The following is a 25,806-nucleotide window of genomic DNA, read 5'->3' on the forward strand; positions in this document are numbered from 1 at the left end:
CGGAGGCGGTCCCCTTCGTCGCTCCAGGAACGAGGGTCTCTCCTTCACCATCGTCATCCCGAACCCGTTTCAGGATCCACCGTCCCGCGAGCGCGTCAGCCTTCGACGTCGAGGCACGGTGGATCCCGACACGAGTTCGGGATGACGGCTGTTCTCCGGGTCAGCGCGGTGGACCAAAACGCCGCTTCCGTGCCGCATGGCTCTGGTGCACAACGCCCGGGGAGAGGGCGGCGCCGCCGCGTCGAGAGAGTCGCATGAACCGAGTCCTGCTCAACAACGTCGATCATGCCGAGCTGCGGGTGGCGCCGCGCGTCGGCGCCGATCATGGCGACCGCGCCAATCAGCTGCCGATCTTCCCCGCCGAGTTCGAGCAGGCGCAGCGCGACTTCCCGATCCTGTTCCGCCGTGACGGTGACTCGATCGACGCCATCGTGCTACTGGGGCTCGACCCCGACGAGAATCTTTTCCTGGGCGAGCAGGGCTGGACCAGCCGCTACGTCCCCGCGGTGCAGCGCCGCGGCCCCTTCTCGATCGGGGTGGCGGCCGGTGCCAGCGATGCCGAGCCGATGGTCCACGTCGACCTCGATGACCCGCGCGTCGGCGACGACGGCGGTCTCCCGCTCTTCCTGCCGCACGGCGGCGACGCGCCCTACCTGCAGCACGTCGCAGCGGCGCTGCGCGTGATCTACGAGGGCTCGCAGCAGGCGCGCGCGACGAACGCCCAGCTCGCCGCGGCGGGGCTGCTGCGCGAGGTGGTGCTCGAGATCGATCTCGGCGACGAGGGCGGTTACAACGTGCCCGGCGTGCTCGCGGTCGACGAGGAGGCGCTCGCCGCGCTGCCCGACGCGGAGGTGGTGCGGCTCCATCGCGCCGGGCTGCTGCGGCTCGCCACGATGGCGGCGGCGTCGCTGGCGAACGTGTCGCGCCTGATCGAGCTGAAGAACAAGAAGCGGGCGGGGGTGTGACCGCGCCGATCACGCACCGCCGCGCGCGGGAGATCGCGGCGAGCGACCCGGCGGCGCGCGACCTCGCCGCGCTAGTCGCGGCGGGCGAGCCGGTGGTGGTGCGCGGGCTCGTCGGGGACTGGCCGCTGGTCGCGGCGGGGCGCGAGGGGCCGCGCGCGCTCGCCGACTATCTGCTCGACTTCTACAACGGCCATCCCGTGGTGGGCTATACCGCGCGCGCCGAGTTGGGCGGGCGCTATTTCTACGACGCGGAGGTGACCCGGCTCGATTTCGAGGGCGAGCGCGTGCGCCTCGACGATTATCTCGCGCGCCTGCTCGCCGCGCTCGGGCGCGACGATGCCGAGTCCTTCTACGTCGGCTCGACCGACCTCGACCTGTTCTTCCCCGGCCTCGCCGACGCCAACCCGCTGCCCGAGGCGGGGTTCGACCGCGCGCTGCGGAGCATCTGGATCGGCAACCGCACCACCGCGGTGGCGCACCACGACATGTCGAACAACGTCGCGGTGGTCGGCGCCGGGCGACGGCGCTTCACGCTGTTCCCGCCCGACCAGGTGGCCAACCTCTACCCCGGTCCGCTCGCGCCGACGCCCGGCGGGCAGGTGGTCTCGATGGTCGACTTCCGCGCCCCAGATCTCGACCGCTACCCGCGCTTCGCCGAGGCGGTCGCGGCGGCGCAGGTGGCCGAACTCGAGCCGGGCGACGCGGTGGTCTACCCCGCGCTGTGGTGGCACCAGGTCGAGGCGCTGGGCGAGCTCAACGTGCTCGTCAACTACTGGTGGAACCAGGCGCCCGCCTTCATGGACACGCCGATGAACACCCTGCTCCACGCGCTGCTCAGCCTGCGCGACCGCCCGGCGGGCGAGAAGGAAGCGTGGCGCGCGATGTTCGACTATTATGTCTTCGGTGATGCCGAGCGGCCGGCGGCGCATCTGCCCGCGCACGCGCGCGGCGCGCTGGCACCGCTCGACGATCTCGGCGCACGGCGGTTGCGCGCCGAGCTGCTGCGGAAGCTCAACCGGTGAGGCCGGTGCGCCGCGTCGTCGTCGCGGGGGGCGGCACCGCGGGCTGGCTCGCCGCCGCGATCCTGACGCGCCAGCTCGGCGCGCTGGTCGAGGTGACGCTCGTCGAGTCCGAGGAGATCGGTACCGTCGGCGTCGGCGAGTCGACGATCCCCACGGTGCGCGCCTTCCACCAGCTGATCGGCATCGACGAGCAGGAATTCGTCCGCGCCACCGGCGCCAGCTACAAGCTCGGGATCTCGTTCGAGGGCTGGTCGCGACCTGACGAGCGTTACCTCCACTCGTTCGGCACGCTGGGCCGGTCGACCTGGATGGCGGACTTCCACCATTTCTGGCTCGAGGCCCGCGCGCAGGGCGTCGCCGGGGAGATCGGCGCTTATTGCGTCGAGCATGAGGCGGCGCGCGCCGGGCGGTTCGCGGGACCCCCCGCGGCCGCGCTCAACTACGCCTTTCACTTCGACGCCGCGCGCTACGCACGCTACCTGCGCGAGCGCTGCGAGAGCGACGGCCTGGTCCGCCTCGAGGGGCGGATCGAGCGCGCCGAGCGCGACGCCGCGGGCGACATCGCCGCGCTGGTGATGGCCGACGGGCGGCGGGTCGAGGGAGATCTCTTCCTCGACTGCACGGGCTTCCGCGCGCTGCTGATCGGTGAGACGCTCGGCGTCGGCTACGAGGACTGGACCGAGTGGCTGCCGACCGACCGCGCGATCGCGGTGCAGACCGCCGCGACCGGTCCCGCGGTGCCGTACACGCGCGCGATCGCGCACGACGCCGGCTGGCAGTGGCGTATCCCGCTGCAACATCGCGTCGGCAACGGCATCGTCTACAGCGGCGCCTATCTCTCCGACGACGCGGCGCGCGCGCGCCTGCTCGACACGGTCGAAGGCGAGGTGCTGATCGAGCCCCGGCTGATCCGCTTCCGCACCGGCCGGCGCGAGCGCGCCTGGGAGCGCAACTGCGTCGCGCTGAGCCTGGCGGGCGGCTTCGTCGAGCCGCTCGAGTCGACCAGCATCCACCTGATCATGATCGCGCTGACCCGGCTGCTCCAGCTCTTCCCCTATGACGGGGTGACCGAGGCGCTGGCGGCACGCTTCAACGACATGGCGCGGCGCGAGATCGAGGGCGTGCGCGACTTCATCATCCTTCACTATCACGTCAACCAGCGCGACGAGCCGTTCTGGCGACGCCTCCGCGACATGCCGCTGCCCGACAGCCTCGCGGCGCGCATCGCGCTGTTCCGCGAGGGCGCGCAGGCGTTCCAGGCGAGCGACGAGCTGTTCACGGTCACGTCGTGGGTGCAGGTGCTGCTCGGCCAGCGGCTGATGCCCGAATCGCACAATCGCGTGGCGCGCATGATGCCGCCGGGGCGGCTGGCCACCACGCTCGCCGATCTCGGCCGCGACGTCGCGCGGCAGGTGTCCGCGCTGCCGCCGCATCAACAATATCTCGATCGGCTCGTGGCACCGGCCACGACGGTGAGCGCGCGCGGCGCGGGGGCGCGCTGATCGTGCCACGTGCGAGCACGGGCAGGTGACAGCGCGGCCGCGGGCGGGCACAGCGGCGCCATGTCCCGCCTCGCCCTCGATCGCGCGTGATCCCCCGCGCGCTGCGCCGCTGGCCCGCCTGGTCGCGCCGGCTCGGCGCGCGCGTGCGCTCGATCGAGCTGCTGTTCGTGCTGGTCGCGATCGTGATCGGCATGGGCGCGGGGCTGCTCACGGTGGTGCAGGGCGCGCTGGCGCGGGCGCTGCAGCATCTCCTCTACCATCTGCCCGACGAGCTGCGTCTGAGCGGCGCGCCCGCGCTCGACTGGCGGCAGCTGCTGGTGCTGCCGCTCGGCGGCGTCGCGCTCGTGCTGTTCAACCGGCTGGTGGGCGCGCGGCGGCGCTCGCTGGTCGACGCGGTCGAGGCGAACGCACTCCACGGCGGGCAGCTCTCCGCGCGCGACAGCGCCATCGTCTCGGGCCAGACGATCCTGTCCAACGGCTTCGGCGCCTCGGTCGGGCTGGAGGCCGCCTACGCACAGCTCGGGGGGCTGATCGCCTCGGCGACCGGCCGTTGGCTGGCGCTGCGCCGGATCGACGTGCGCACGCTGGTGGGCGCGGGCGCCGGTGCCGCCATCGCCGCGGCGTTCGGCGCGCCGCTGGCGGGCGCCTTCTACGCCTTCGAGGTGGTGATCGGCGCCTATACGCCGGCCGCGATCGCGCCCGTGGTCGCCGCCGCGCTGGCGGGATCGCAGGTGGCGCAGCGGCTCGGCACCGTGCCCTATATCGTCGCGGTGGAGCGCGGGCCGGCGATCCACACCTTCGGCTATCTCGTCTACGGCGTCCTCGGGGTGCTCTGCGCCCTGATCGGCATCGCGATCATGCGCTCGGTCGGCGTGGTCGAGGCGCAGACTCGCGCGCGTCTGCCAGGCTGGAGCCGGCCGATCCTCGGCGGCGCGCTGCTGGCGGGGTTGGCCGCGGTGTCGCCGCAGGTGCTCTCCGCCGGGCATAGCGCGCTCCACCTCGACATCACCGCCGCGGTGCCGCTCGCCTTCGTCGCGACGATCCTGCTGACGAAGTCGCTCGCGTCGATCGTGTCGCTCGGCCTCGGCTTCCGCGGCGGGCTGTTCTTCGCCTCGCTGTTCCTCGGCACGTTGGTGGGGCATCTCTACGCCGGCGCGCTCGGCTGGGCGGCGGGGGAGTCGATCCTCAACCCGGGCAACGCCGCGATGGTCGGCATGGCGGCGCTGGCCGTGGCGGTGATCGGCGCGCCTTTCACGATGACGATGCTGGTCCTCGAGGCGACGGGCAATTTCAGCCTGACGGGCGCGGTGTTGGCGGCGAGCCTGGTGTCGTCGACGATCGTGCGACAGTTCTTCGGCTATTCCTTCTCGACCTGGCGGCTCCACCTGCGCGGCGAGACGATCCGCAGCGCGCGCGACGTCGGCTGGGTCAAGGCGCTGACGGCGGGCCGCATGATGCGGCGTCAGCCCAACATGGTCGCTGGCAGCACCGGCGCCGCCGAGTTCCGCCGCCGCTTCCCGCTCGGCTCGACCAAGCGCGTGGTCGTGCTCGACGAGAGCGACCGCTACGCCGGGATCGTCGATCCCGTCGCGGCGCATGACGGGACGGTGCGGGACGACACGCCGGTGCTCGCGCTGGCGCAGGGGCGCGGCGAGATGTTGCGCCCCGAGATGGACATCCGCGCGGTGATGGCGCGGTTCGACGCGGCGCAGCGCGAGGAGCTGGCGGTGGTCGACGAGGCGGGGCGGGTGCTCGGCCTGCTCACCGAGGCGCACGTGCGGCGGCGCTACGGCGAGGAACTGGAGAAGAGCCAGCGCGAGCTGTTCGGCGAGGCCTGACCCCCCATCTGGGGGCGTTGTCGTGGCGGTGCCGGGTCGCTAGCCTCCTCGTCACAAGAGGATGGGGAGGACAGGATGATAGGCCGGGTCGCGCGCGCGTGCTGCGCGCTGTTGTTGATGGCGGCATCGCCCGCGACGGCGCAGACCGCGCCTTACTCGTCGCTCACGGTGTTCGGCGACAGCCTCGTCGACGCGGGCAATATCCGCGCGCTCGGGCTCGGCGCCGATCCCGCGCTGGGATATGCCAATGGCCGTTTCACTAACGGCTACGACTATACCGACCTGCTCAGCATCGCGATGTACGGCACGCCCACGCGCGCCTCGCTGCTGGGCGGCAGCAACTATGCCTTCGGCGGCGCGCGCGCGAGCGACACCAGCGGGGTGCCCGACGCGCGCGCGCAGGTCGCCGCGTACGGGGCCGCGCTCGCGAGCGGTAAGACGGTCGACCCCACGGGGCTCTACGTCCTCAATTTCGGCGGCAACGACGTGTTCGCAGCGGTCGCGCCGGGAGCGCCGGCGGGCTATACCAGCGACACCGCCTTCCTGCTGGACGCCGCGTCGCAATATGCCGCGGCGGTGCAGGATCTCGCCGACCTCGGCGCGCGCAACATCCTCGTCACCGGCTTCCCGGTGGCCACCGCGGGCTTGCCGCTCGACCTCTCGATCGAGGCGGAGAAATATCTCACGACCGATCTCGCCGGGCTCTCCGTCGCCGACGGGGTGAGGGTGACGCAGTTCAGCTACCTCGGCTTCTTCGGGCGGGTGCAGGCTGATCCGTCGGCGTTCGGTCTGCCCCCGCTGATCCTGCCCGATCCGAGCGACGCCGCGACGACCTGCCAGGGCGCGGGGGCGCTGCCCGACTGCACCGGCTATTTCTCGCTCGACGGTATCCACCCGACCGCGGCGATCCATCGCGCGCTGTACGACGACCTGAACCGCCAGCTCGGCCTCGGTCTGCCCGCGGTGCCCGAGCCGGCCACCTGGGCGATGATGATCCTGGGCTTCGCGCTGGTCGGCACGTCGCTGCGACGCCGGCGCGTGGCCGCGATGGTGTGACGCAGGCGAGACCGGCGCGGCGACGGGTAGGTATGCGCCAACCTCGCTGCCGCCCGTGTCAGACCGCGATCTCGTCGCGCTCGACCGAGTGGGCGCCGGCGATGACCGTTTCCCCACCGCGTCGTGGACGCGTCCCAGCGACCTGCTTCTCGCCACCGAGCGCAGGCTGGTGACCCCTACGGGGCTCGAACCCGTGTTTCAGCCGTGAAAGGGCCGCGTCCTAACCACTAGACGAAGGGGCCGCGAGGGCGGCTGGTCGGTTACGGGCAAAGCGGCGGACGGTCAAGCCGGTTCGCCGCCTCACCGGGCGTCGCTCACACCGCCCAGGCGGCGTCGTCGAGGTGGAGCTCGGCGGTACCGCGGCCGCTCCACTCGTCGATCCGCGCGCGACCGGCGAGCCACAGCCGGCGCGACGGCCCGGCGGCGAGCAGCGCCTGGCCGAGCGCGGTGTCGGCGGCGCGGAACGCCATCGTCTTGAGGCTGCGCCCGTCGTCGCCCGCGACGATGGCGCGGACGTGCCCGCTCCCGACGACGTCGACCCTGATCGTCCGCACCGGCCCCACCGCGACGCGCGGCGCCGGCCAGCCGCTGCCGTACGGCCCGCCCGCCTCGAGCGCCTCGACCAGGGCCGCGGTCACGCCGCCCGGCGCCAGCACCGAATCGACCAGCAGCGCGCGTCCGGCCTGCGCCAGCGCGACCGTCTCGGCCAGCCTGGCCTCGATCCAGTCGGCGAAGGCGGGCACCTGCTCGGCGGCGATCGTCAGTCCCGCCGCCATGGCGTGCCCGCCCCCCGCGATCAGCAGCCCCTGCTCGCGCGCCGCGAGGACTGCCGCGCCGAGGTCGACGCCGGAGATCGATCGGCCCGATCCCTTGCCCACGCCCGCCTCGTCGAGCGCGATGACGATCGCGGGGCGGCCGGTCTTCTCCTTCAGTCGCCCTGCGACGATCCCGATCACGCCGGGGTGCCACCCGCTGCCGGCGACGACGCCGACCGCGCGATCCTGGTGGAGCAGCGCCTCGGCGGCTTCCTGCACCATCGCCTCGATCGCGCGGCGCTCCTCGTTGAGCCGGTCGAGCTCGGCGGCGAGCGCGCCCGCCTCGACGGGATCGCTGGTGGTGAGCAGCCGGACGCCCAGGTCGGCGCGGCCGACGCGGCCGCCCGCGTTGATCCGCGGGCCCAGCGCGTAGCCCAGGTCGGTCGCGGTCGGCGCGCGCGTCAGCCGCGCCGCGTCGGCGAGCGCGGCGAGGCCGATGTTGCGGCGCTGCGCCATCACCTTGAGACCCTGCGCGACGAAGGCGCGGTTGAGCCCGCGCAGCTGCGCCACGTCCGCGACGGTGCCGAGCGCGACGAGGTCGAGCAGCTCGATCAACCTCGGCTCGGGTCGCGCGACGAAATGGCCGCGCGCGCGCAGCACGCGCAGCAGCGCCGCGCCGAGCAGGAAGGCGACCCCGACCGCGGCGAGATGGCCGTGCGCGGCGCCGTCGGTCTCGTCGCGGCGGTTGGGGTTCACCACCGCGAGCGCGCGCGGCAGCTCGGTGGTGCACTGATGGTGGTCGACCACGATGACCTCGGCGCGCGCCGCGGCGAGGGCCTCGAACGCCTGCGCGCCGCAGTCGACCGTGACGATCAGCGTCGCGCCCTCGACCGCGAGCCGCTCCATCGCCGCCACGCTCGGGCCATAGCCCTCGATCAGCCGGTCGGGGATGTAGACCCGCGGCGCGCGGCCGAGCTCGCCGAGCAGCCGCGCCAGCAGCGCGGAGGAGGTGGCACCGTCGACGTCATAGTCGCCGAACACCGCGACCTGCTCGCCCGTCACCACCGCGTCGGCGAGCCGCTCGGCGGCGGCGTCCATATCGCGGAAGATCGACGGGTCGGGCATGAAGCCGCGGATCGACGGCGCCTTGTGCGCCTCGAGCGCCTCGCGCGGGCAGCCGCGCGCGAGGAGCAATTGGGTGAGGAGATCGTCGGGCACGAACCGCTCGCGCTGGTCTGCCGCCAGCGCTCGCCAGCGCCAGGGCTGGCCGAGGATCGAGCGCTCGACATCGAGGACGTGACGCATCCCACCTCTCCTATCGCATCGCGGACGGACAAGTCACGTGCGGCGACCCCGCCGAGAAAATAAACGGATGAGACATTGTAACATCGCGCCGCATCACCTATTTGGCGCGGCATGTCGTCGTCGCCTGTCCCTCGCAGCGAGCGCCCCGGTCGGATCGACCGTTGGGCGATCTGGCTGTCGGCGGCGTGCGTCGTCCACTGCCTCGCCACCACGGCGGCGGTGGCGCTGCTGTCGACCGCCGGTGGACTGCTGGGCAGTCCGCTGATCCACGAGGTGGGGTTGCTGCTCGCGCTCGGGCTGGGGCTGCTCGCTTTCGGGCGCGGCGTGCTGACGCACCGGCGGCTGCTGCCGGTCGTGCTCGGCGGCGGCGGATTGGTGCTGATGGCGGCGGCGATCGTGGCGCCGCACGGCGACTCGCACCTGATCGAGTCGCTGCTCACGATCGCGGGGGTGCTGCTGCTGGCGGTGGGACATACCGTCAACCGCCGCGCGCGCGGCTGAGCCGGCGCTTGCTGCGCGGGCTTGCCCCGCCTAGTTTGGATCGACCATGGCGCATCGTCACGACGAACCCGAGGGCGCGGACCTGCTGGCCGCCGCGCGCCACACGCTCGAGCGATCGGGCGAGCAGTGGACCGCGATGCGCGAGAGCGTCTACGCGGCGCTGAGCGGCTTCGCCAAACCCGCCTCGGCCTATGACATCGCCGAGGCGGTGTCGCGGACGCAGGGGCGGCGCATCGCCGCCAACAGCGTCTATCGCATCCTCGACCTGTTCGTCGGCGCCAACCTCGCCCAGCGGGTGGAGAGCGCCAACGCCTATGTGGTCAACGCGCACCCGGGCTGCCGTCACGACTGCATCTTCCTGGTGTGCGACGGCTGCGGCACCACCACGCACCTCGACGACGACTCGCTCACCCGCGGACTGCGCGAGGCGGCGGCGGCGTCGGGGTTCGCCGCCGAGCGGCCGGTGATCGAGCTGCGCGGACGCTGCCGCGACTGTGCCGCCGCCACGCACTGAACCACCAAAACCGGTAATCGACAGCCTGATGTGGCTCAGCTATTCCGGTTAGATGGCTGATGCCCCCGACACCCCGCTGCTCGACACGGTCGAGACGCCCGACGCGCTCCGCACCCTGAAGCCCGACCAGCTCCGCCAGCTCGCCGACGAGTTGCGCCAGGAGACGATCTCCGCCGTCGGCCACACCGGCGGCCATCTCGGCTCAGGCCTGGGCGTGGTCGAGCTGACCGTGGCGATCCACTACGTCTTCGACACGCCGCGCGACCGGCTGATCTGGGACGTCGGCCACCAATGCTATCCGCACAAGATCCTGACCGGGCGGCGCGACCGCATCCGCACGCTGCGGCAGGGCGGGGGCCTCTCGGGCTTCACCAAGCGCAGCGAGAGCGAGTATGACCCGTTCGGGGCGGCGCACAGCTCGACCTCGATCTCGGCCGCGCTCGGCTTCGCCACTGCCAACAAGCTGAGTGGCGCGCCGGGCAAGGCGATCGCGGTGATCGGCGACGGCGCGATGTCCGCCGGCATGGCCTATGAGGCGATGAACAACGCCGAGGCGGCGGGCAACCGCCTGATCGTGGTCCTCAACGACAACGACATGTCGATCGCTCCCCCGGTCGGCGGGCTCTCCGCCTATCTCTCGCGCATGGTATCCAGCCGCGAGTTCCTCGGCGTGCGCGAGCTGATGAAGCGAGTCGCGCGGCGGCTGCCGCGGCCGTTCCACACCTCGCTGCGCAAGACCGACGAATATGCCCGCGGCATGACGATGGGCGGCACGCTCTTCGAGGAGCTCGGCTTCTACTACGTCGGCCCGATCGACGGCCACAATCTCGACCATCTCATCCCCGTGCTCGAGAACGTGCGCGACGCGGAGGAGGGGCCGATCCTGGTCCATGTCGTCACCAAGAAGGGCAAGGGTTACGCCCCCGCCGAGAAGGCCGCGGACAAGTATCACGGCGTCCAGAAGTTCGACGTGATCACCGGCACCCAGGCCAAGGCGCCGCCGGGGCCGCCGGCCTATCAGAACGTCTTCGGCCAGGTGCTGAGCGCCGCGGCGGACAAGGACCAGCGGATCTGCGCGATCACCGCGGCGATGCCCTCGGGTACCGGTCTCGACCTGTTCGCCAACGCGCACCCCGAGCGCTTCTTCGACGTCGGCATCGCCGAGCAGCACGCGGTGACCTTCGCCGCCGGGCTGGCGGCGCAGGGGATGCGGCCGTTCTGCGCGATCTACTCGACCTTCCTGCAGCGCGCCTACGACCAGGTGGTGCACGACGTCGCGATCCAGAACCTGCCGGTGCGCTTCGCGATCGACCGCGCCGGGCTGGTCGGCGCCGACGGCGCCACCCACGCGGGCAGCTTCGACGTCACCTATCTCGCCACTCTGCCCAACATGGTGGTGATGGCGGCGGCGGACGAGGCCGAGCTGGCGCATATGGTGCAGACCTGCGTCGAGCATGACTCGAGCCCGATCGCGGTGCGCTACCCGCGCGGCAACGGCACCGGCGTGGCGCTGCCCGCCGAGCCGAAGGCGCTCGAGATCGGCAAGGGCCGGATCGTGCGCGAGGGCAAGAAGGTGGCGATCCTGTCGCTCGGCACGCGGCTGGCGGAGGCGATCAAGGCGGCCGAGGCGCTCGACGCCAAGGGGCTATCGACCACGGTGGCCGACCTGCGCTTCGCCAAGCCGCTCGACGAGGCGCTGATCCGCCGCCTGCTCACCACGCACGAGGTGGCGGTGACGATCGAGGAGGGCGCGGTCGGCGGCCTGGGCGCGCACGTGCTGACGCTCGCCTCGGACGAGGGGCTGACCGACGCGGGCCTGCGCATCCGCACGATGCGGCTGCCCGACCTGTTCCAGGACCAGGACAAGCCCGACGTGCAATATGCCGAGGCCGGGCTCGACGCCGACGCGATCGTGCGCACGGTGCTGACCGCGCTGCGCTACAACGAGGCGGGCGCGATCGCGCGCGCCTGACGCGGGCGTGACCGGCTGGGAGAAGGTCGGCGCGCTCACCGCGCTGTACGCGATCGGCTTGCTCTGGGCCAATTGGCTGATGGTGCGGCGCGTGCGCGGGGCGGTGGCGGCGCGTGCGGCCTGGACCGCGGCGGACTTCGACGACTGTTTCGCCGAACTCGACCCGCGCGTCGCTCCCTCGGTGCGCGCGGCACTGGCGCCGCATTACGGTCCCGGCGTGGTGCCGCGGCCGGAGGACACGCTGCGCCGCTTCCTCAAGCTCGACCGCGGCGAGGTCGAGGACGTCGCGCTCGACGCGGCGGCGCGGCTGGGGCTGGCGCTGGAGGCGGAGCGGAAGGCGCTGCTCGTCGCGGACCTCCCCGACGTCGCGGCGCTGGTGCGGTATCTCGGAGCGAGGGTGAGGCAGTCCTAGATCCTCCCCGGCACCGGGAGGGGGACCAGCCGCAGGCTGGTGGAGGGGGGCTTTCGCAAGAGCCGCGCCTGGTGGAGAGCCCCCTCCATCACTCGCTGCGCGAGCGGTCCCTCCCTGTGCCGGGAGGATCCGGCTGGCGCGTTCCGCTCTCGAACCACCTTCCGCAACCCGTTGCACCTTCACGCATTCCGCTTCCCGCGCGACGCGAATGTTGAGAAAGTTGAGTCGCTGACGCAGCATGACTCAACATTCGTCGCGGGCCGGCGCCGGCGTTCGCTATATCCACGGTGAGAAAGAGCGGCGCGATCGTCGCACGTCCTCACCGATGTAGGAAAGACGAGGCTTGCCAACCCCGCCCCACCACCCTATCGTTTAACGCGTTAAACGGAGGACGAAGTGCTCGGCGTCAGGCTCGACACGGAACTCGAGGAGCGGCTCGCCGCGGTCGCGCGCACGCAGGGGCGTAGCAAGAGCGACATCGCGCGCGAGGCGGTCCGTCGCTACGTCGAGCTGCACGACGAGGCGTTCCGGCGCGAGGCGCGGCGCCAGTCGCTGCGTGCGTCGAAGCGCGACACGAGACAGGATTATGCCTTCTGGGAGACGATCGAGGCGGAGGATTCGGCGTGGCGGTGACGTTGGCCGAGGCCCCGGCGGCGACCGACGCCGCGCCGACGATCACGCACGGCGCGATCGTCGAGCTCGCCGCGCCGGACGACGCCGCGGGTGCCCCGCGCGTCGGCGTCGTGGTCCAGGCCGACCTCTTCAACGAGACCCATGCCACCGTCACCCTGTGCCCGCTGACCGCGGTGGTCGGCGGCGAGTCGCTGTTCCGCGTCGCCATCTCGCCGCAGGAGCACACCGGCCTGACGGTCGAGTGCGAGGTGCAGGTGGATCGCATCACCTCGGTGCGGCGTCATCGCATCGTCAAGGTGATCGGCCATGCCTCGGCGACCCGCATGGAGCAGGTCGATCAGGCGCTGCGTCGCTGGTTAGCTCTTTAGATACAACTGGATAGGGACGGAATATGACCCCGATCGTGAAGTCCATCCTCGACAAATACGAGGCCACCAGCCCGGCGATCAAAGCCAATCTCGCGCGCATCCTCATGCACGGCAAGCTGGGCGGCACGGGCAAGCTGATCATCCTGCCGGTCGATCAGGGCTTCGAGCACGGGCCGGCGCGCAGCTTCGCGGTCAACCCGCCGGCGTACGACCCGCACTATCACTACCAGCTCGCGATCGACGCCGGCCTGTCGGCCTATGCCGCGCCGCTCGGATCGCTCGAGGCGGGCGCGGACACGTTCGCGGGGCAGATCCCGACCATCCTCAAGCTCAACAGCTCCAACAGCTGGGCCACCCGCGCCGCGCAGGCGCAGACCGGCAGCGTCGAGGACGCGCTGCGGCTCGGCTGCGCCGCGATCGGCTTCACCATCTATCCCGGCTCGGACGACATCTTCGAGTCGATGGAGCAGATCCGCGGGCTGCGCGAGGAGGCCGCCGCGGCGGGGCTGGCGACGGTGATCTGGAGCTACCCGCGCGGCGGCAAGCTGAGCAAGGACGGCGAGCTGGCGCTCGACGTCGGCGCCTATGCGGCCCACATGGCGGCGCTGCTCGGCGCGCACATCATCAAGGTCAAGCTGCCGACCGCGCACATCGAGCAGCCCGAGGCGCAGAAGGCCTATGAGGGCACCGACTGGTCGAACCAGGCCGATCGCGTCCGCCACGTCGTCCAGTCGAGCTTCGCGGGGCGGCGGATCGTGGTGTTCTCGGGCGGCGCGGCCAAGGGGATCGACGCGGTCTACCAGGACGCGCGCGATATCCTCGCGGGCGGCGGCAACGGCTCGATCATCGGGCGCAACACCTTCCAGCGCGAGCGCGGCGAGGCGCTGGCCATGCTGGAGAAGCTGGTCGCGATCTATCGCGGCGAGGGGTGAGGGAGGGGGGCGCTCGCCGGTGAGATCGCGGTACGTTCGTCACCGTGCCCCGGCGCAGGCCGGGGCCCAGGTGGGAAGGCTGCGGTGGATCCTGCCGATCGTCGCCCGACTGGGCTCCGGCCTCGGCCGGGGCACGGCTGGCGAGGGGCTGACACCAGAACCGCCCCCGCTTCCCCCCGCGCTCCCGACCCGCTAGTCGCACGCCCATGACAGACGACCCGCTCGGCCCGCTCGACCCCGATTTCGCCGTGAACTTCAAGCGCGACGATCGCCGGCCGCCGTGCCAGCTCTACCTGATCTCGCCGCTCGACGTGGCGGGCGCCTTCCCCGATCGGCTCGCGCGCGCGCTCGACGCCGCGCCGGTCGCGGCGTTCCAGTTCCGCGTCAAGGACGTGGACCAGCATCAGGCGGCGCGGCTGGCCGAGCCGCTCCAGAAGATCTGCGCGCAGCGCGACGTCGCCTTCATCGTCAACGACAGCGTGAGCCTCGCCAAGCGGCTCGGCGCCGACGGCGTCCACCTCGGGCAGGAGGACGGCGACGCGCGCGAGGCGCGCGCCACCCTCGGCCCCTCGGTCCAGATCGGCGTCACCTGCCACGACAGCCGCCATCTCGCGATGGAGGCGGGCGAGGCGGGCGCCGACTATGTCGCGTTCGGCAGCTTCTATCCCACCTCCACCAAGGAGGTGAAGCATCGCGCCGAGCCGGTGATCCTGTCGTGGTGGTCGGCGGTGTTCGAGCTGCCCGCGGTGGCGATCGGCGGGATCACGCCCGCCAATGCCGCGCCGCTGGTCGCCGCGGGCGCGGACTTCATCGCGGCGTCGGGCGCGGTGTGGGGCGGTGACGAGGCGGCGGCGGTGCGCGCCTTCGCCGCGGTGCTGGAGCCCGGGCGCGGCTGAGTCGTTACGCCCCTCACACGTTCGTGAGAGGTGATGTCGATGCGTCTCAACTTCCTTCTGACCGCGGCCGCGGTCCTGGCCCCCGCCGCTGCCGTGGCACAGGCGCCCGCCGCACCGCCGCCGCTCGACCGCGACATCCTCCACGTCCAGGTGATCCTCGACCATCTCGGCTTCGCGCCCGGCATTCTCGACGGGCGCGGCGGCCAGTCGCTCCAGCTCGCGCTGCGCGGCTTCCAGGAGAGCCGCGGCCTCCCAGAGACGGGCAAGCCCGACGCCGCGACGATGCGCGCGCTCTACCCCTATCGCGCGGCGCGGCCGACCGTCACGATCAGGCTGACCGCCGATATGGTGCGCGGTCCGTTCCTCGGCGCGATCCCGCACGGCTATGATAAGCAGGCCGAGCTGCCGACCCTCGGTTACCGCTCGCCGATGGAGAAGCTGGCCGAGATGTTCCACACCACGCCCGCGGTGCTGATGGCGCTCAACTCGCCCGCGACGCGGATCGCGCAGGGCGCGACGGTGACCTTCCCCAACGCGCTGCCCAGCTCGCGCGCTTATCCCGCCGACGTCTCGCCGGAATGGCGCCAGACGCTGACGATGCTCAACGTCGACGGCGCCTCGCCCAAGGGTGAGAGCATCGTCGTCGACAAGTCCGAGGGGTCGCTGCGCGTGCTCGACAAGGCGGGCAAGCTGGTGGCGCAATTCCCGGTCACGACGGGGAGCGAGCACGACCCGTTGCCGCTCGGCACCTGGACGATCAAGGGCAAGGATTACAACCCGAAGTTCCACTACAACCCGGCGCTGTTCTGGGACGCCAAGAAGAACGACAAGAAGACGATGCTGCCGCCGGGGCCGAACGGGCCGGTCGGCGTGGTGTGGATCGATCTGTCCAAGGACCATTACGGCATCCACGGCACGCCCGAGCCGTCGACGATCGGGCGGAGCGAGAGCCACGGCTGCATCCGCATGGCCAATTGGGACGTCGCGCGGCTGACGCTGATGCTCTCCAACGGCGCCAAGGCGGTGTTCCAGGCGTGAGGCGCGCGTGACGAGGCTGGGCTGGGGCATATTGGCGCTGATCGTCGTCGCGGTCGCGGGCTTCATCTCGCTGCTCGAGCCGCATCGACCGGGGCGGGGCGGGGCTCCCGCGGTCTCCGCCTCGTCCACCGCCGCTCCCACTCCGGTCGCGCCGGTGCCGGGCAAGCTGCTGGTCCCGGTCGCGGGCGTCGAGCGCGCCGCGCTGCGCTCCTCCTGGGGGGAGGCGCGCGGCGGCGGCACGCGCGGGCACCAGGGGATCGACATCATGGCGCCGGCCGGCACGCCGGTGCTCGCCGCGGCGGACGGTCGCGTCGAGAAGCTGTACGAGAGCGGGCTCGGCGGCACCACGCTCTACCAGCGCGCCGCCGACGGGGCGTGGGAGTTCTACTACGCGCATCTCTCGGGCTACGCGCCCGGGCTCGCCGAGGGGCAGGCGGTGCGCGCGGGGCAGGTGATCGCCTATGTCGGCGACACCGGCGACGCCGGGCCGGGCAATTACCACCTGCATTTCGGGCTCAGCCGGATGCCCGCGGGGGCGCGCTGGTGGCAGGGCGAGCCGCTCGATCCCTATCCTTACCTTGCCGTCAGCCCCGCCAGCCGCTAGAGCCGCGCCACCCGGCGCCCCGCTGACCAGCGGCGGTGCCCCAGTTCTGTTGACATAGGCACGGCCCCATGAAGATCAGCGGCGTGGACATTCGTCCCGGCAACATCATCGAGTACGAAGGCGGCATCTGGCGCGCGGTCAAGATCCAGCACACCCAGCCCGGCAAGGGCGGGGCGTACATGCAGGTCGAGCTCAAGAACCTGCGCGACGGCCGCAAGAACAACGTCCGCTTCCGCTCGGCCGAGACGGTGGAGCGCGTCCGCCTCGACACCAAGGACTTCCAGTTCCTGTTCGCCGAGGGCGAGGGCCTCGTCTTCATGGACAAGGACACCTACGATCAGGTGACGCTGCCGCGCGACCTGCTCGGCGACGCTGCCGCCTTCCTGCAGGACGGGATGGACGTGGTGATGGAGCTCCACGACGAGGAGCCGATCAGCGTGCAGCTGCCCGACACGATCGAGGCGACGATCGTCGAGGCCGACGCGGTGGTGAAGGGGCAGACCGCCTCGTCGAGCTACAAGCCCGCGATCCTCGACAATGGCGTGCGCGTGATGGTGCCGCCGCACATCAGCAGCGGCACGCGCATCGTCGTCGACGTCTACGAGCAGACCTACGTCCGCCGCGCCGACTGAGGCGCGACGTCCCCGCTCTCGACGGGAGCGGGCCGGGGCGCGGGGCGGCCCCACTTCCCACCGCCCTTTGTTCCTCCGGGCCGGCGCTCTTCCCGGTGCAGGGGGAGGAGAATGATCGAATGCCATCCCATTCCGGCCTGTTCACGGTCATCGAGCGCGCCGCCCGCAAGGCCGCGCCGCGGCTGCGTCGCGACTTCAACGAGGTCCAGCACCTCCAGGTGAGCCGCAAGGGCCCCGCCGATTTCGTGAGCCAGGCCGATCAGCGCGCCGAGCGGACGCTGTACGACGAGCTCTCCAAGGCGCGCCCCGACTGGGGCTTCGTGATGGAGGAGGGCGGCACGATCGAGGGCGACCCGAGCAAGCCGCGCTTCATCATCGACCCGCTCGACGGCACCAGCAACTTCCTCCACGGCGTGCCGCATTTCTGCATCTCGATCGCGGTCGAGGAGCCGCTCGCCAACGGCAAGCGCGAGATCACCACCGCCCTGGTCTACCAGCCGCTCACCGACGAGAGCTTCTGGGCCGAGAAGGGCCGCGGCGCCTGGCTGCAGGACCAGCGGCTGCGCGTGTCGTCGCGGCGTGACCCGTCCGAGGCGCTGGTCGCGACCGGCATCCCCTTCATGGGTCACGGCGACTTCGTGCAGTGGACGCGGATCTTCGGCGCGGTGGCGCCGCAGGTCGCTGGTATCCGCCGGCTCGGCGCCGCGGCGCTCGACCTCGCCTGGGTCGCCGCCGGGCGCTTCGACGCTTACTGGGAGAGCGACCTGAAGCTGTGGGACGTCGCCGCCGGCATGCTGCTGGTGAAGGAGGCGGGCGGCTATGTCACCGACTTCCGCGGCGGCGACAAGCCGATCGAGCGCAACGAGTTCCTCGCCGCCAACGACGGGCTCCATACCAAGCTCCACAAGATGGTGGCGCAGGCGCTGCGCTGAGTCCTCCCGGGCGGGGGGCTGAGCCCTCCCGAGCGGGCGCGCCATGCACCGGCGCGCGGCCAGTTCACCTGCGATTCATTCTCAGCGCCCGCGGCCTTGCCCCCTATCGGGCAGGGGTCTAGAGCGTCCGCGTTCCATTCGCACCTGCGAGAGAGGCGAGAGAGACATAGTGGTCGATCTGTCGCAATATCTGCCGATCCTCCTGTTCCTGGGGGTGGCGCTCCTGCTGTCGAGCGCGTTCGTCTTCCTGCCGATGGCGGTCGCCAAGCTGACCGGCGCGGCCAAGCCGACGCCCGAGAAGCTGGCCGAATATGAGTGCGGCTTCCCCGCGTTCGAGGACAGCCGCTCGCAGTTCGACGTTCGTTTTTATCTCGTTGCCATCCTGTTCATCATCTTCGATCTCGAGGCGGCGTTCCTATATCCTTGGGCGGTAAGCGTTTTCTCGCTCGGATGGACCGCATGGATCTCGATGATGATCTTCATCGCCGAACTCGCGCTCGGCCTGGTATACGCATGGAAGAAGGGAGCGCTGGAGTGGGAGTAGAGGCGCACTCCGGGCCGATCGGGCTCGTCAACAACCCGGAGCCCGCGGGCGGCATCGTCACGCCCGACCAGGGCTTCTTCGACGGCCTCAACGGCGAGCTCAACGACAAGGGCTTCCTGGTCACCTCGACCGAGGAACTGTTCCAATGGGCGCGCACCGGCTCGCTCTGGTGGATGACCTTCGGGCTGGCGTGTTGCGCGGTGGAGATGATCCACGTCAACATGCCGCGCTACGACATGGAGCGGTTCGGCGCCGCCCCGCGCGCCTCGCCTCGCCAGTCGGACGTGATGATCGTCGCCGGCACGCTCTGCAACAAGATGGCGCCCGCGCTGCGCAAGGTCTACGACCAGATGTCGGAGCCCAAGTACGTCATCTCGATGGGCTCGTGCGCCAACGGCGGCGGCTATTATCACTATAGCTACAGCGTCGTGCGCGGCTGTGACCGGGTGGTGCCGGTCGACATCTACGTGCCCGGCTGCCCGCCGACCGCGGAGGCGCTGCTGTACGGCGTGATGCAGCTGCAGCGGAAGATCCGCCGCGCCGGGAGCATCGAACGGTGAGGGCGCCCGCTCCCGCCTATGCGGCGAATCTCAACGACGCGACGATCGAGACCGCGCGCGGCGCGATCGGCGCCGGCCTGCTCGACGCGGTCGAGGTCGCCGGCGAGGTGCAGCTGCATGTGACGCGCGAGGCGCTGGTGCCCGCGCTGACCGCGCTGCGCGACACGCCGGGGCTCGAATATCAGCAGCTGATGGAGATCGCGGGCGTCGACTATCCCGATCGCGCCGAGCGGTTCGAGGTGGTCTACTGCCTGCTGTCGCTGACGCGCAACCACCGGCTCCACGTCCATGTCGGCGCGACCGAGGACACGCCGGTGCCGTCGGTCACCGAGCTGTGGCCGGTCGCGGGCTGGCTCGAGCGCGAGGTGTACGACATGTTCGGCGTGCTGTTCGCGGGCAACCGCGACCTGCGCCGTATCCTCACCGACTATGGCTTCCGCGGCCACCCCTTCCGCAAGGACTTCCCGCTGAGCGGCTTCGTCGAGATGCGCTATTCCGAGGAGCAGAAGCGCGTCGTGTACGAGCCGGTGAAGCTCGCGCAGGACTTCCGCACCTTCGACTTCATGAGCCCCTGGGAGGGCGCCGAATACGTGCTCCCGGGCGACGAGAAGGCGAAGCTGCCCGAGGCGAAGGGCGCGCAGACGCCCGCCACCGCGACCGAGATCCAGAAGGCCGGCGCGACCGAGACGCCGAAGCAGGCGGCGCCCGCCTCGAGCGAGCCGTACGCCAAGAAGGACGCGACCAGCACCGCCGAGACCGGCGCGGGGCGCGCCGAATCCGCTGGTAAGCCCGCGCCGGCCGACCCCGACGTCGTGCCGTCGAAGGGCGGAGGGCAGAACCAATGACCGACATGCTCGTCGACAAGCACCAGCCGAATAGGGATCAGGCGGTCGACCGCGAGGTCGATCCCGCGCTGGAGAAGATCCTCCACGTCACTGACGCCGCGCACCCGAGCGAGGGCGACGTCGCGATCCAGAACTACACGATCAACTTCGGCCCGCAGCATCCCGCGGCGCACGGGGTGCTGCGGCTGGTGATGGAGCTGGACGGCGAGATCATCGAGCGGATCGACCCGCACGTCGGTCTGCTCCACCGCGGCACCGAGAAGCTGATCGAGTACAAGACCTACGCGCAGGCGATCCCCTATTTCGACCGGCTCGATTACTGCTCGCCGGCGTGCATGGAGCACACCTTCGTGCTCGCGATCGAGAAATTGCTCGATCTCGAGGTGCCGCTGCGCGCGCAATACCTGCGCGTGTTCTTCGCCGAGCTGACGCGCATCTCGAACCACATGCTCAACCTGGGCAGCCACGTCATGGACGTCGGCGCGATGACGCCCAACCTGTGGCTGTTCGAGATCCGCGAGGATTGCTACGGCTTCCTCGAGCGCGCCACCGGCGCGCGGATGCACCACAATTATTTCCGCCCCGGCGGCGTCCACCAGGACGTCCCGCTCAAGCTGCTGACCGACATCGCCGACTGGCTCGACACGCGGCTGCCGCGGCTGTTCGAGGACGCGATCAGCCTGGTGGCGGACAATCGCATCTTCAAGCAGCGCAACGTCGACATCGCGACCGTGAGCCGCGACGACGCGATCCGCTGGGGCTTCTCGGGGCCGATGATCCGCGCCGCGGGCATCCCCTGGGACCTGCGCAAGTCGCAGCCCTATGACGTGTACGACCGCATGGACTTCGACGTGCCGGTGGGCACGCGCGGCGACTGCTACGACCGCTTCATGGTGCGCGTCGAGGAGGTCCGCCAGTCGGCGCGGATCATGAGGCAGTGCCTCGCCGAGATGCCGGAGGGGCCGATCGCCTCGACCGACCGCAAGGTGGTGCCGCCCAAGCGCGCCGAGATGAAGCGCTCGATGGAGGCGCTGATCCACCATTTCAAGCTGTACACCGAGGGCTATCACGTCCCCGCGGGCGAGGTCTATGTCGCGACCGAGAGCCCCAAGGGCGAGTTCGGCGTGTATCTGGTGAGCGACGGCTCGAACAAGCCGTACCGCTGCAAGATCCGCCCGACCGCTTTCTCGCATCTCCAGGCGATGGACTTCATGAGCCGCGGCCACATGCTCGCGGACACCACCGCGATCCTGGGCGCGATGGATATCGTCTTCGGGGAGTGCGACCGGTGACGACGGCGGTCACCAACGAATTGATCTACTCGGTGCTGCAGAAGGTGCAGACCGATGTGTCGGAGCTGAAGTTCGACGTTCGTGACCTGAAGGTGCGGATGACGATGGTCGAGGAGCATCTCGGCAGCTCTCTTATCGCGACGTCGGGCGTGAACAGTCGCCTCGATCGTCTCAATGATCGTGTCGAGCGGATCGAGAACCGCCTCGACCTTACGGAACACCGCTGATGGCCGACGCACCTACCATCCCCGACGAGGCCGAGACCCGCGCGCGCTGGGGCGCGTTCCAGTGGAACGACGACAGCCGTGCCAAGCGCGACGCGATCCTCGCGCGCTATCCCAAGGGGCGCGAGCAGTCGGCGTCGATCCCGCTGCTCGACCTCGCGCAGCGCCAGGTCGGCGCCGAGACGCAGACGCAGGGCTGGCTGCCCGTGCCCGTGATCGAGTTCGTCGCGCGCGAGATCGGCGTGCCGTACATGCGCGTGTACGAGGTCGCGACCTTCTACACGATGTTCAATCTCGCCCCCGTCGGCCGCTTCCACGTCCAGGTGTGCGGCACCACGCCGTGCCTGCTGCGCGGCTCGGACGACGTGCTCGCGGCGTGCAAGAACAAGGGGCTGATCAAGGGCAAGACCACGCCGGACGGCCTGTTCACGCTCACCGAGGTGGAGTGTATGGGCAATTGCGCCTCGGCGCCGATGGTCCAGATCAACGACGACAATTACGAGGACCTCGACTATGATCGCACCGTCGCGATCATCGAGGCGCTCGCCCATGGCCAGACGCCCAAGCCCGGCACGCAGGAGCCCGGCCGCCACACGGTCGAGCCCAAGGGCGGCCCGACCTCGCTGACCGCGATGGTGACCGAGAACCACGATTATCGTGGCGAGTGGGCGTGATGGCTGAGATCGACATCGCCAGCCATACCTTGGAGCTGCTGAAGCGGCTGAACGGCAAAATGGACTCGTTCGGCCTGGAATTGGGTGACCTGAAGATGCGCATGGCGTCGGTGGAGGACCATCTCTCGGGCCTCACCGTCTCCAACGCCGGGATCACGCATCGGCTGGACCGGATCGAGGGCAGGCTCGACCGGATCGAGCGCCGGATCGACCTGCGGGATGGGAACGCGTGATGCTCGCCGACAAGGACCGCATCTTCACCAACGTCTACGGCTATCAGTCGTGGCGGCTCGACGCCGCGATGGCGCGCGGCGACTGGGACAATACCAAGGCGCTGCTCGAGCTCGGGCAGGACAAGATCATCGACGTCATCAAGGCGTCGGGGCTGCGCGGGCGCGGCGGGGCGGGATTCCCGACCGGCACCAAATGGTCGTTCATGCCCAAGGAGCCCAAGCCCGACCGGCCCAACTTCCTCGTGATCAACGCCGACGAGTCCGAGCCGGGCTCGTGCAAGGACCGCGAGATCATCCGCCACGATCCGCACAAGCTGATCGAGGGCGCGCTGGTCGCGGGCTTCGCGATGCGCGCGCGCGCGGCGTACATCTACATCCGCGGCGAGTATATCCGCGAGGCCGAGACGCTCTTCGCCGCGGTCGCCGAGGCCTATGACAAAGGGCTGGTGGGCAAGAACGCCTGCGGCTCGGGCTATGACTTCGACGTCTTCGTCCACCGCGGCGCCGGCGCCTATATCTGCGGCGAAGAGACCGCGATGCTCGAGAGCCTCGAGGGCAAGAAGGGCCAGCCGCGGCTCAAGCCGCCGTTCCCGGCGGGTGCCGGCCTGTACGGCTGCCCGACGACGGTGAACAACGTCGAGTCGATCGCGGTGGCGCCGACCATCCTGCGTCGCGGCGCCGAGTGGTTCGCCGGGTTCGGCGCGGAGAACAACCGCGGTACCAAGCTCTTCCAGATCTCGGGTCACGTGAACACGCCGTGCGTGGTCGAGGAGGCGATGAGCATCCCCTTCCGCGAGCTGATCGAGAAGCATTGCGGCGGTATCCGCGGCGGCTGGGACAACCTGCTCGCGGTGATCCCGGGCGGCTCGTCGGTGCCGTTGGTGCCCGCCAAGGACATCATGGACGCGCCGATGGACTTCGACGGCCTCAAGGCGGTCGGCTCGGGGCTCGGCACCGCGGCGGTGATCGTGATGGACAAGTCGACCGACGTCGTCCGCGCGATCAGCCGCCTGTCCTACTTCTACAAGCACGAGAGCTGCGGCCAGTGCACGCCGTGCCGTGAGGGCACCGGCTGGATGTGGCGCGTGATGGAGCGGCTGCGCACCGGCGACGCCGACATCTCCGAGATCGACATGCTCCAGCAGGTCACCAAGCAGGTCGAAGGTCACTCGATCTGCGCGCTCGGCGACGCCGCGGCCTGGCCGATCCAGGGGCTGATCCGCCACTTCCGCCCCGAGCTGGAGCGCCGGATCAACGAGCGGGGCGGCGCGGGCGATCTGGCGCCGATGCAGGAGGCGGCCGAGTGACGCTGGAGCAGGGCAACCTGATCCTCGAGATCCTGCGCCGCATGCAGGGCGACATCGCCTCGCTCAAGCGCGACATTTCCGCGCAGGGCATGCGTTTCTCGGCGCTCGAGGATTTCGTGCGCGGGATCGTGACGTCGCAGTTCAGCACCAACGCCGAGATCACCGGGATCAACCATCGGCTCGATCGCATCGAGCGTCGTCTCGATCTGACGGAAGAGACTGAGTAATGCCAAAGGTTAAAGTCGACGGAGTCGAGATCGAGGTGCCGCAGGGCGCCACCGTGCTGCAGGCGTGCGAGCTCGCCGGCAAGGAGATCCCGCGCTTCTGCTACCACGAGCGGCTGTCGATCGCGGGCAACTGCCGGATGTGCCTGGTCGAGGTGAAGCCCGGGCCGCCGAAGCCGCAGGCCTCGTGCGCGCTGCCCGCGGCGGAGAACCAGGAGATCTTCACCACCACGCCGATGGTGAAGCACGCCCGCGAGGGCATCATGGAGTTCCTGCTGATCAACCACCCGCTCGACTGCCCGATCTGCGATCAGGGCGGCGAGTGCGATCTGCAGGACCAGTCGGTCGCCTACGGCCGCGGCCACTCGCGCTACGCCGAGAACAAGCGCGCGGTGACCGAGAAGTACATGGGGCCGATCGTCAAGACGATCATGACCCGCTGCATCCAGTGCACCCGCTGCGTGCGCTTCGCCGAGGAGGTCGCCGGGGTCGAGGAGATCGGCGCGATCTACCGCGGCGAGAACATGCAGATCACCTCCTATCTGGAGGAGGCGGTGTCGAGCGAGCTGTCGGGCAACGTGGTCGACCTGTGCCCGGTCGGCGCGCTGACCAGCAAGCCCTATGCCTTCGAGGCGCGCCCGTGGGAGCTGCGCAAGACGCTGACGATCGACGTGATGGACGCGGTCGGCACCAACATCCGGCTCGACAGCCGCGGCCGCCAGGTGCTGCGCTGCGTCCCGCGCGTCAACGACGAGGTCAACGAGGAGTGGGCGACCGACAAGACCCGCCACGCCGTCGACGGGCTCGTACGCAAGCGGCTCGACCGCCCCTATGTGCGGCGCGACGGCAAGCTCCACGCGGTGACGTGGGACGAGGCGTTCGCGGCGATCGCGTCGGTGGACCATGGCGGCTCGGTCGCGGCGGTCGCGGGCGACCTGGTCGACTGCGAGACGATGTTCGCCGCCAAGGCGCTGCTCGGGGAGCTCGGCTCGTCGCTGCTCGAGGGGCGGCAGACCGGCATGGACTATGACGCGTCCAGCCTCGCCGCGGTGAACTTCAACACCACGATCGCGGGCACCGAGGAGGCGGACGCTATCCTGCTGGTGGGCACCAACCTGCGCTGGGAAGCGCCGCTGGTGAACACGCGCATCCGCAAGGCGATCAAGAAGGGTGCCAAGGTCTTCGCGATCGGCCCCGAGACCGAGCTGACCTACAAGGTCGAGTGGCTCGGCGCGGACCTGGCGGTGCTCGGCAGCCTGCCGGAGCGCGTCACCGAGGCGTTCGGCCAGGCGGCCAAGCCGATGGTGATCGTCGGCGGCGCGGCGCTCAAGGGCGCGCACGGCGCGGCGCTCGGACTGGTCGAGACGCTCGGGCTCGTGAAGGATGGCTGGAACGGCTTCAACGTCGTCCACATGGCCGCGAGCCGGATGGGCGGGCTGATGCTTGGCTACGCGCAGAAGGCCGGTATCTCAGCGTTGTACGACGCCAAGCTCAGCTTCTTCCTCGGCGCCGACGAGTGCGATCACGCGCGCTTCACCGGCTTCAAGGTGTATGTCGGCCACCACGGCGACCGCGGCGCGCACCACGCCGACGTGATCCTGCCGGCGGCGAGCTACGCCGAGAAGGCGGGCACCTACGTCAACCTCGAGGGGCGCGTGCAGCGCGGCGAGCGCGCGGTGTTCCCGCCGGGCGACGCGCGCGAGGACTGGACGATCTTCCGCGCGCTCAGCGAGAAGATGGGCCGCACGCTGGCGTTCGACACGATCGACGAGCTGCGCGCGGCGATGGCGCTCGACTGCCCCGAGCTGGCGACGCTGGGGCTCAAGACCTTCGCGTGGAACCCGCCGGCGCTCGGCGGCACCGCCGAGGGCGTGCTCGACGGCTATCCGATCAAGGACTTCTACCTCACCAACGCGATCTGCCGAGCGTCGCCGACGATGCAGCGCTGCTCGGCCGAGCTGGTCCATGGTGAGAGTTTCGCGGAGGCGGCGGAGTGACCCAGTCCTCACGCATGGCCGTCATCCCG

General features: G+C 70.5%; 28 protein-coding genes and 1 tRNA gene. 27 read left to right on the top strand and 2 right to left on the bottom strand.

What is annotated here, in order from left to right; genetic code table 11:
* The first annotated feature begins 254 nt into the window (after nt 1-254).
* The 5 genes from KZ813_RS01095 (at nt 255) to KZ813_RS19995 (ending at nt 6,383) form a co-directional block, all read left to right on the top strand.
* Nucleotides 255-965: a SapC family protein gene (locus tag KZ813_RS01095; protein WP_219753138.1), complete on the top strand. Its 711-nt coding sequence runs from the start codon at nt 255-257 to the stop codon at nt 963-965.
* An 8-nt stretch (nt 966-973) separates the two neighbouring features.
* A complete protein-coding gene (locus tag KZ813_RS01100) occupies nt 974-1,987 on the top strand; it encodes a cupin-like domain-containing protein (protein WP_219753387.1) in 1,014 nt (337 codons plus the stop codon).
* A complete protein-coding gene (locus tag KZ813_RS01105) occupies nt 1,984-3,489 on the top strand; it encodes a tryptophan halogenase family protein (RefSeq protein ID WP_219753139.1) in 1,506 nt (501 codons plus the stop codon). Before KZ813_RS01100 ends, KZ813_RS01105 begins: the two co-directional genes overlap by 4 nt.
* 86 nt (nt 3,490-3,575) lie before the next feature.
* A complete protein-coding gene (locus KZ813_RS01110; RefSeq protein WP_219753140.1) occupies nt 3,576-5,327 on the top strand; it encodes a chloride channel protein in 1,752 nt (583 codons plus the stop codon).
* 75 nt (nt 5,328-5,402) lie between these two features.
* The gene (locus KZ813_RS19995) at nt 5,403-6,383 is read left to right on the top strand and encodes an SGNH/GDSL hydrolase family protein (RefSeq protein WP_258046299.1); all 981 of its coding nucleotides are present in this window, start codon (nt 5,403-5,405) and stop codon (nt 6,381-6,383) included.
* Between the two features lie 167 nt (nt 6,384-6,550).
* Here the strand turns inward: KZ813_RS19995 and KZ813_RS01120 are convergent.
* Nucleotides 6,551-6,625 (bottom strand) — tRNA-Glu (locus KZ813_RS01120).
* Between the two features lie 72 nt (nt 6,626-6,697).
* On the bottom strand, nt 6,698-8,443 hold the full coding sequence (gene recJ / locus KZ813_RS01125; protein ID WP_219753141.1) for a single-stranded-DNA-specific exonuclease RecJ: 1,746 nt from the start codon (nt 8,441-8,443) through the stop codon (nt 6,698-6,700).
* Nucleotides 8,444-8,554: 111 nt separating this feature from the next.
* Here recJ and KZ813_RS01130 point away from each other — a divergent pair, with 111 nt between their 5' ends.
* The 22 genes from KZ813_RS01130 to nuoG all read left to right on the top strand — a co-directional run bounded on the left by KZ813_RS01130 (nt 8,555) and on the right by nuoG (nt 25,777).
* Nucleotides 8,555-8,944 carry a MerC domain-containing protein gene (locus KZ813_RS01130; protein ID WP_219753142.1) on the top strand — a complete coding sequence of 130 codons (390 nt, stop codon included), beginning with the start codon at nt 8,555-8,557 and terminating at the stop codon, nt 8,942-8,944.
* Between the two features lie 46 nt (nt 8,945-8,990).
* Nucleotides 8,991-9,458: a Fur family transcriptional regulator gene (locus KZ813_RS01135; RefSeq protein WP_219753143.1), complete on the top strand. Its 468-nt coding sequence runs from the start codon at nt 8,991-8,993 to the stop codon at nt 9,456-9,458.
* A gap of 52 nt (nt 9,459-9,510) precedes the next feature.
* On the top strand, nt 9,511-11,430 hold the full coding sequence (gene dxs / locus KZ813_RS01140; protein WP_219753144.1) for a 1-deoxy-D-xylulose-5-phosphate synthase: 1,920 nt from the start codon (nt 9,511-9,513) through the stop codon (nt 11,428-11,430).
* Nucleotides 11,431-11,437: 7 nt separating this feature from the next.
* A complete protein-coding gene (locus tag KZ813_RS01145; RefSeq protein ID WP_219753145.1) occupies nt 11,438-11,842 on the top strand; it encodes a hypothetical protein in 405 nt (134 codons plus the stop codon).
* A gap of 396 nt (nt 11,843-12,238) precedes the next feature.
* Nucleotides 12,239-12,475 carry a ribbon-helix-helix protein, CopG family gene (locus KZ813_RS01150; RefSeq protein ID WP_219753146.1) on the top strand — a complete coding sequence of 79 codons (237 nt, stop codon included), beginning with the start codon at nt 12,239-12,241 and terminating at the stop codon, nt 12,473-12,475.
* The gene (locus tag KZ813_RS01155; RefSeq protein WP_308461754.1) at nt 12,466-12,843 is read left to right on the top strand and encodes a type II toxin-antitoxin system PemK/MazF family toxin; all 378 of its coding nucleotides are present in this window, start codon (nt 12,466-12,468) and stop codon (nt 12,841-12,843) included. The genes KZ813_RS01150 and KZ813_RS01155 overlap by 10 nt, the downstream gene beginning before the upstream one ends.
* A gap of 23 nt (nt 12,844-12,866) precedes the next feature.
* Complete coding sequence (locus KZ813_RS01160) at nt 12,867-13,775, top strand: class I fructose-bisphosphate aldolase (RefSeq protein WP_219753147.1); 909 nt, start codon at nt 12,867-12,869, stop codon at nt 13,773-13,775.
* Between the two features lie 206 nt (nt 13,776-13,981).
* Nucleotides 13,982-14,671: a thiamine phosphate synthase gene (gene thiE, locus KZ813_RS01165; protein ID WP_219753148.1), complete on the top strand. Its 690-nt coding sequence runs from the start codon at nt 13,982-13,984 to the stop codon at nt 14,669-14,671.
* A gap of 33 nt (nt 14,672-14,704) precedes the next feature.
* Complete coding sequence (locus KZ813_RS01170; RefSeq protein ID WP_373369232.1) at nt 14,705-15,709, top strand: L,D-transpeptidase family protein; 1,005 nt, start codon at nt 14,705-14,707, stop codon at nt 15,707-15,709.
* A 7-nt stretch (nt 15,710-15,716) separates the two neighbouring features.
* Nucleotides 15,717-16,313 (top strand): M23 family metallopeptidase, encoded by a 597-nt coding sequence (locus KZ813_RS01175; RefSeq protein WP_219753149.1) that lies wholly within the window; start codon nt 15,717-15,719, stop codon nt 16,311-16,313.
* 68 nt (nt 16,314-16,381) lie between these two features.
* Nucleotides 16,382-16,945 (top strand): elongation factor P, encoded by a 564-nt coding sequence (efp, locus tag KZ813_RS01180; RefSeq protein ID WP_219753150.1) that lies wholly within the window; start codon nt 16,382-16,384, stop codon nt 16,943-16,945.
* 119 nt (nt 16,946-17,064) lie between these two features.
* Nucleotides 17,065-17,877, top strand: coding sequence for an inositol monophosphatase family protein (locus KZ813_RS01185; protein WP_219753151.1), 813 nt, complete (start codon nt 17,065-17,067; stop codon nt 17,875-17,877).
* Between the two features lie 169 nt (nt 17,878-18,046).
* A complete protein-coding gene (ndhC, locus tag KZ813_RS01190; protein WP_132910433.1) occupies nt 18,047-18,421 on the top strand; it encodes an NADH-quinone oxidoreductase subunit A in 375 nt (124 codons plus the stop codon).
* Nucleotides 18,412-18,981: a NuoB/complex I 20 kDa subunit family protein gene (locus tag KZ813_RS01195; RefSeq protein WP_444547595.1), complete on the top strand. Its 570-nt coding sequence runs from the start codon at nt 18,412-18,414 to the stop codon at nt 18,979-18,981. The genes ndhC and KZ813_RS01195 overlap by 10 nt, the downstream gene beginning before the upstream one ends.
* Nucleotides 18,978-19,826 (top strand): NADH-quinone oxidoreductase subunit C, encoded by an 849-nt coding sequence (locus KZ813_RS01200; RefSeq protein ID WP_219753152.1) that lies wholly within the window; start codon nt 18,978-18,980, stop codon nt 19,824-19,826. The genes KZ813_RS01195 and KZ813_RS01200 overlap by 4 nt, the downstream gene beginning before the upstream one ends.
* Nucleotides 19,823-21,118, top strand: a complete 1,296-nt coding sequence (locus KZ813_RS01205) for an NADH-quinone oxidoreductase subunit D (RefSeq protein ID WP_258046301.1) — start codon at nt 19,823-19,825, stop codon at nt 21,116-21,118. Before KZ813_RS01200 ends, KZ813_RS01205 begins: the two co-directional genes overlap by 4 nt.
* On the top strand, nt 21,115-21,345 hold the full coding sequence (locus tag KZ813_RS01210; protein WP_219753153.1) for a hypothetical protein: 231 nt from the start codon (nt 21,115-21,117) through the stop codon (nt 21,343-21,345). The genes KZ813_RS01205 and KZ813_RS01210 overlap by 4 nt, the downstream gene beginning before the upstream one ends.
* Nucleotides 21,345-22,016, top strand: a complete 672-nt coding sequence (locus KZ813_RS01215; protein ID WP_219753154.1) for a complex I 24 kDa subunit family protein — start codon at nt 21,345-21,347, stop codon at nt 22,014-22,016. The genes KZ813_RS01210 and KZ813_RS01215 overlap by 1 nt, the downstream gene beginning before the upstream one ends.
* Complete coding sequence (locus tag KZ813_RS01220; RefSeq protein ID WP_132910437.1) at nt 22,016-22,249, top strand: hypothetical protein; 234 nt, start codon at nt 22,016-22,018, stop codon at nt 22,247-22,249. Before KZ813_RS01215 ends, KZ813_RS01220 begins: the two co-directional genes overlap by 1 nt.
* Nucleotides 22,249-23,556 (top strand): NADH-quinone oxidoreductase subunit NuoF, encoded by a 1,308-nt coding sequence (gene nuoF, locus KZ813_RS01225; protein ID WP_219753155.1) that lies wholly within the window; start codon nt 22,249-22,251, stop codon nt 23,554-23,556. The genes KZ813_RS01220 and nuoF overlap by 1 nt, the downstream gene beginning before the upstream one ends.
* Nucleotides 23,553-23,783: a hypothetical protein gene (locus KZ813_RS01230; protein ID WP_183931504.1), complete on the top strand. Its 231-nt coding sequence runs from the start codon at nt 23,553-23,555 to the stop codon at nt 23,781-23,783. Before nuoF ends, KZ813_RS01230 begins: the two co-directional genes overlap by 4 nt.
* Nucleotides 23,783-25,777 (top strand): NADH-quinone oxidoreductase subunit NuoG, encoded by a 1,995-nt coding sequence (nuoG, locus tag KZ813_RS01235; RefSeq protein ID WP_219753156.1) that lies wholly within the window; start codon nt 23,783-23,785, stop codon nt 25,775-25,777. Before KZ813_RS01230 ends, nuoG begins: the two co-directional genes overlap by 1 nt.
* Nucleotides 25,778-25,806: the final 29 nt, after the last annotated feature.

This window comes from Sphingomonas folli (assembly GCF_019429525.1).
GTDB lineage: Bacteria > Pseudomonadota > Alphaproteobacteria > Sphingomonadales > Sphingomonadaceae > Sphingomonas > Sphingomonas folii.

What these genes read in the sequence shown, in the direction of transcription:
- KZ813_RS01185 (WP_219753151.1), top strand. Translation starts at nt 17,065, where the DNA reads ATGCCATCCCATTCCGGCCTGTTCACGGTCATCGAGCGCGCCGCCCGC.
- thiE (WP_219753148.1), top strand. Translation starts at nt 13,982, where the DNA reads ATGACAGACGACCCGCTCGGCCCGCTCGACCCCGATTTCGCCGTGAAC.
- KZ813_RS01170 (WP_373369232.1), top strand. Translation starts at nt 14,705, where the DNA reads ATGTCGATGCGTCTCAACTTCCTTCTGACCGCGGCCGCGGTCCTGGCC.
- KZ813_RS01095 (WP_219753138.1), top strand. Translation starts at nt 255, where the DNA reads ATGAACCGAGTCCTGCTCAACAACGTCGATCATGCCGAGCTGCGGGTG.
- nuoF (WP_219753155.1), top strand. Translation starts at nt 22,249, where the DNA reads ATGCTCGCCGACAAGGACCGCATCTTCACCAACGTCTACGGCTATCAG.
- KZ813_RS01160 (WP_219753147.1), top strand. Translation starts at nt 12,867, where the DNA reads ATGACCCCGATCGTGAAGTCCATCCTCGACAAATACGAGGCCACCAGC.
- KZ813_RS01220 (WP_132910437.1), top strand. Translation starts at nt 22,016, where the DNA reads ATGGCTGAGATCGACATCGCCAGCCATACCTTGGAGCTGCTGAAGCGG.
- KZ813_RS01215 (WP_219753154.1), top strand. Translation starts at nt 21,345, where the DNA reads ATGGCCGACGCACCTACCATCCCCGACGAGGCCGAGACCCGCGCGCGC.
- KZ813_RS01130 (WP_219753142.1), top strand. Translation starts at nt 8,555, where the DNA reads ATGTCGTCGTCGCCTGTCCCTCGCAGCGAGCGCCCCGGTCGGATCGAC.
- KZ813_RS19995 (WP_258046299.1), top strand. Translation starts at nt 5,403, where the DNA reads ATGATAGGCCGGGTCGCGCGCGCGTGCTGCGCGCTGTTGTTGATGGCG.
- recJ (WP_219753141.1), bottom strand. Translation starts at nt 8,443, where the DNA reads ATGCGTCACGTCCTCGATGTCGAGCGCTCGATCCTCGGCCAGCCCTGG.
- efp (WP_219753150.1), top strand. Translation starts at nt 16,382, where the DNA reads ATGAAGATCAGCGGCGTGGACATTCGTCCCGGCAACATCATCGAGTAC.
- nuoG (WP_219753156.1), top strand. Translation starts at nt 23,783, where the DNA reads ATGCCAAAGGTTAAAGTCGACGGAGTCGAGATCGAGGTGCCGCAGGGC.
- KZ813_RS01135 (WP_219753143.1), top strand. Translation starts at nt 8,991, where the DNA reads ATGGCGCATCGTCACGACGAACCCGAGGGCGCGGACCTGCTGGCCGCC.
- KZ813_RS01205 (WP_258046301.1), top strand. Translation starts at nt 19,823, where the DNA reads ATGACCGACATGCTCGTCGACAAGCACCAGCCGAATAGGGATCAGGCG.
- dxs (WP_219753144.1), top strand. Translation starts at nt 9,511, where the DNA reads ATGGCTGATGCCCCCGACACCCCGCTGCTCGACACGGTCGAGACGCCC.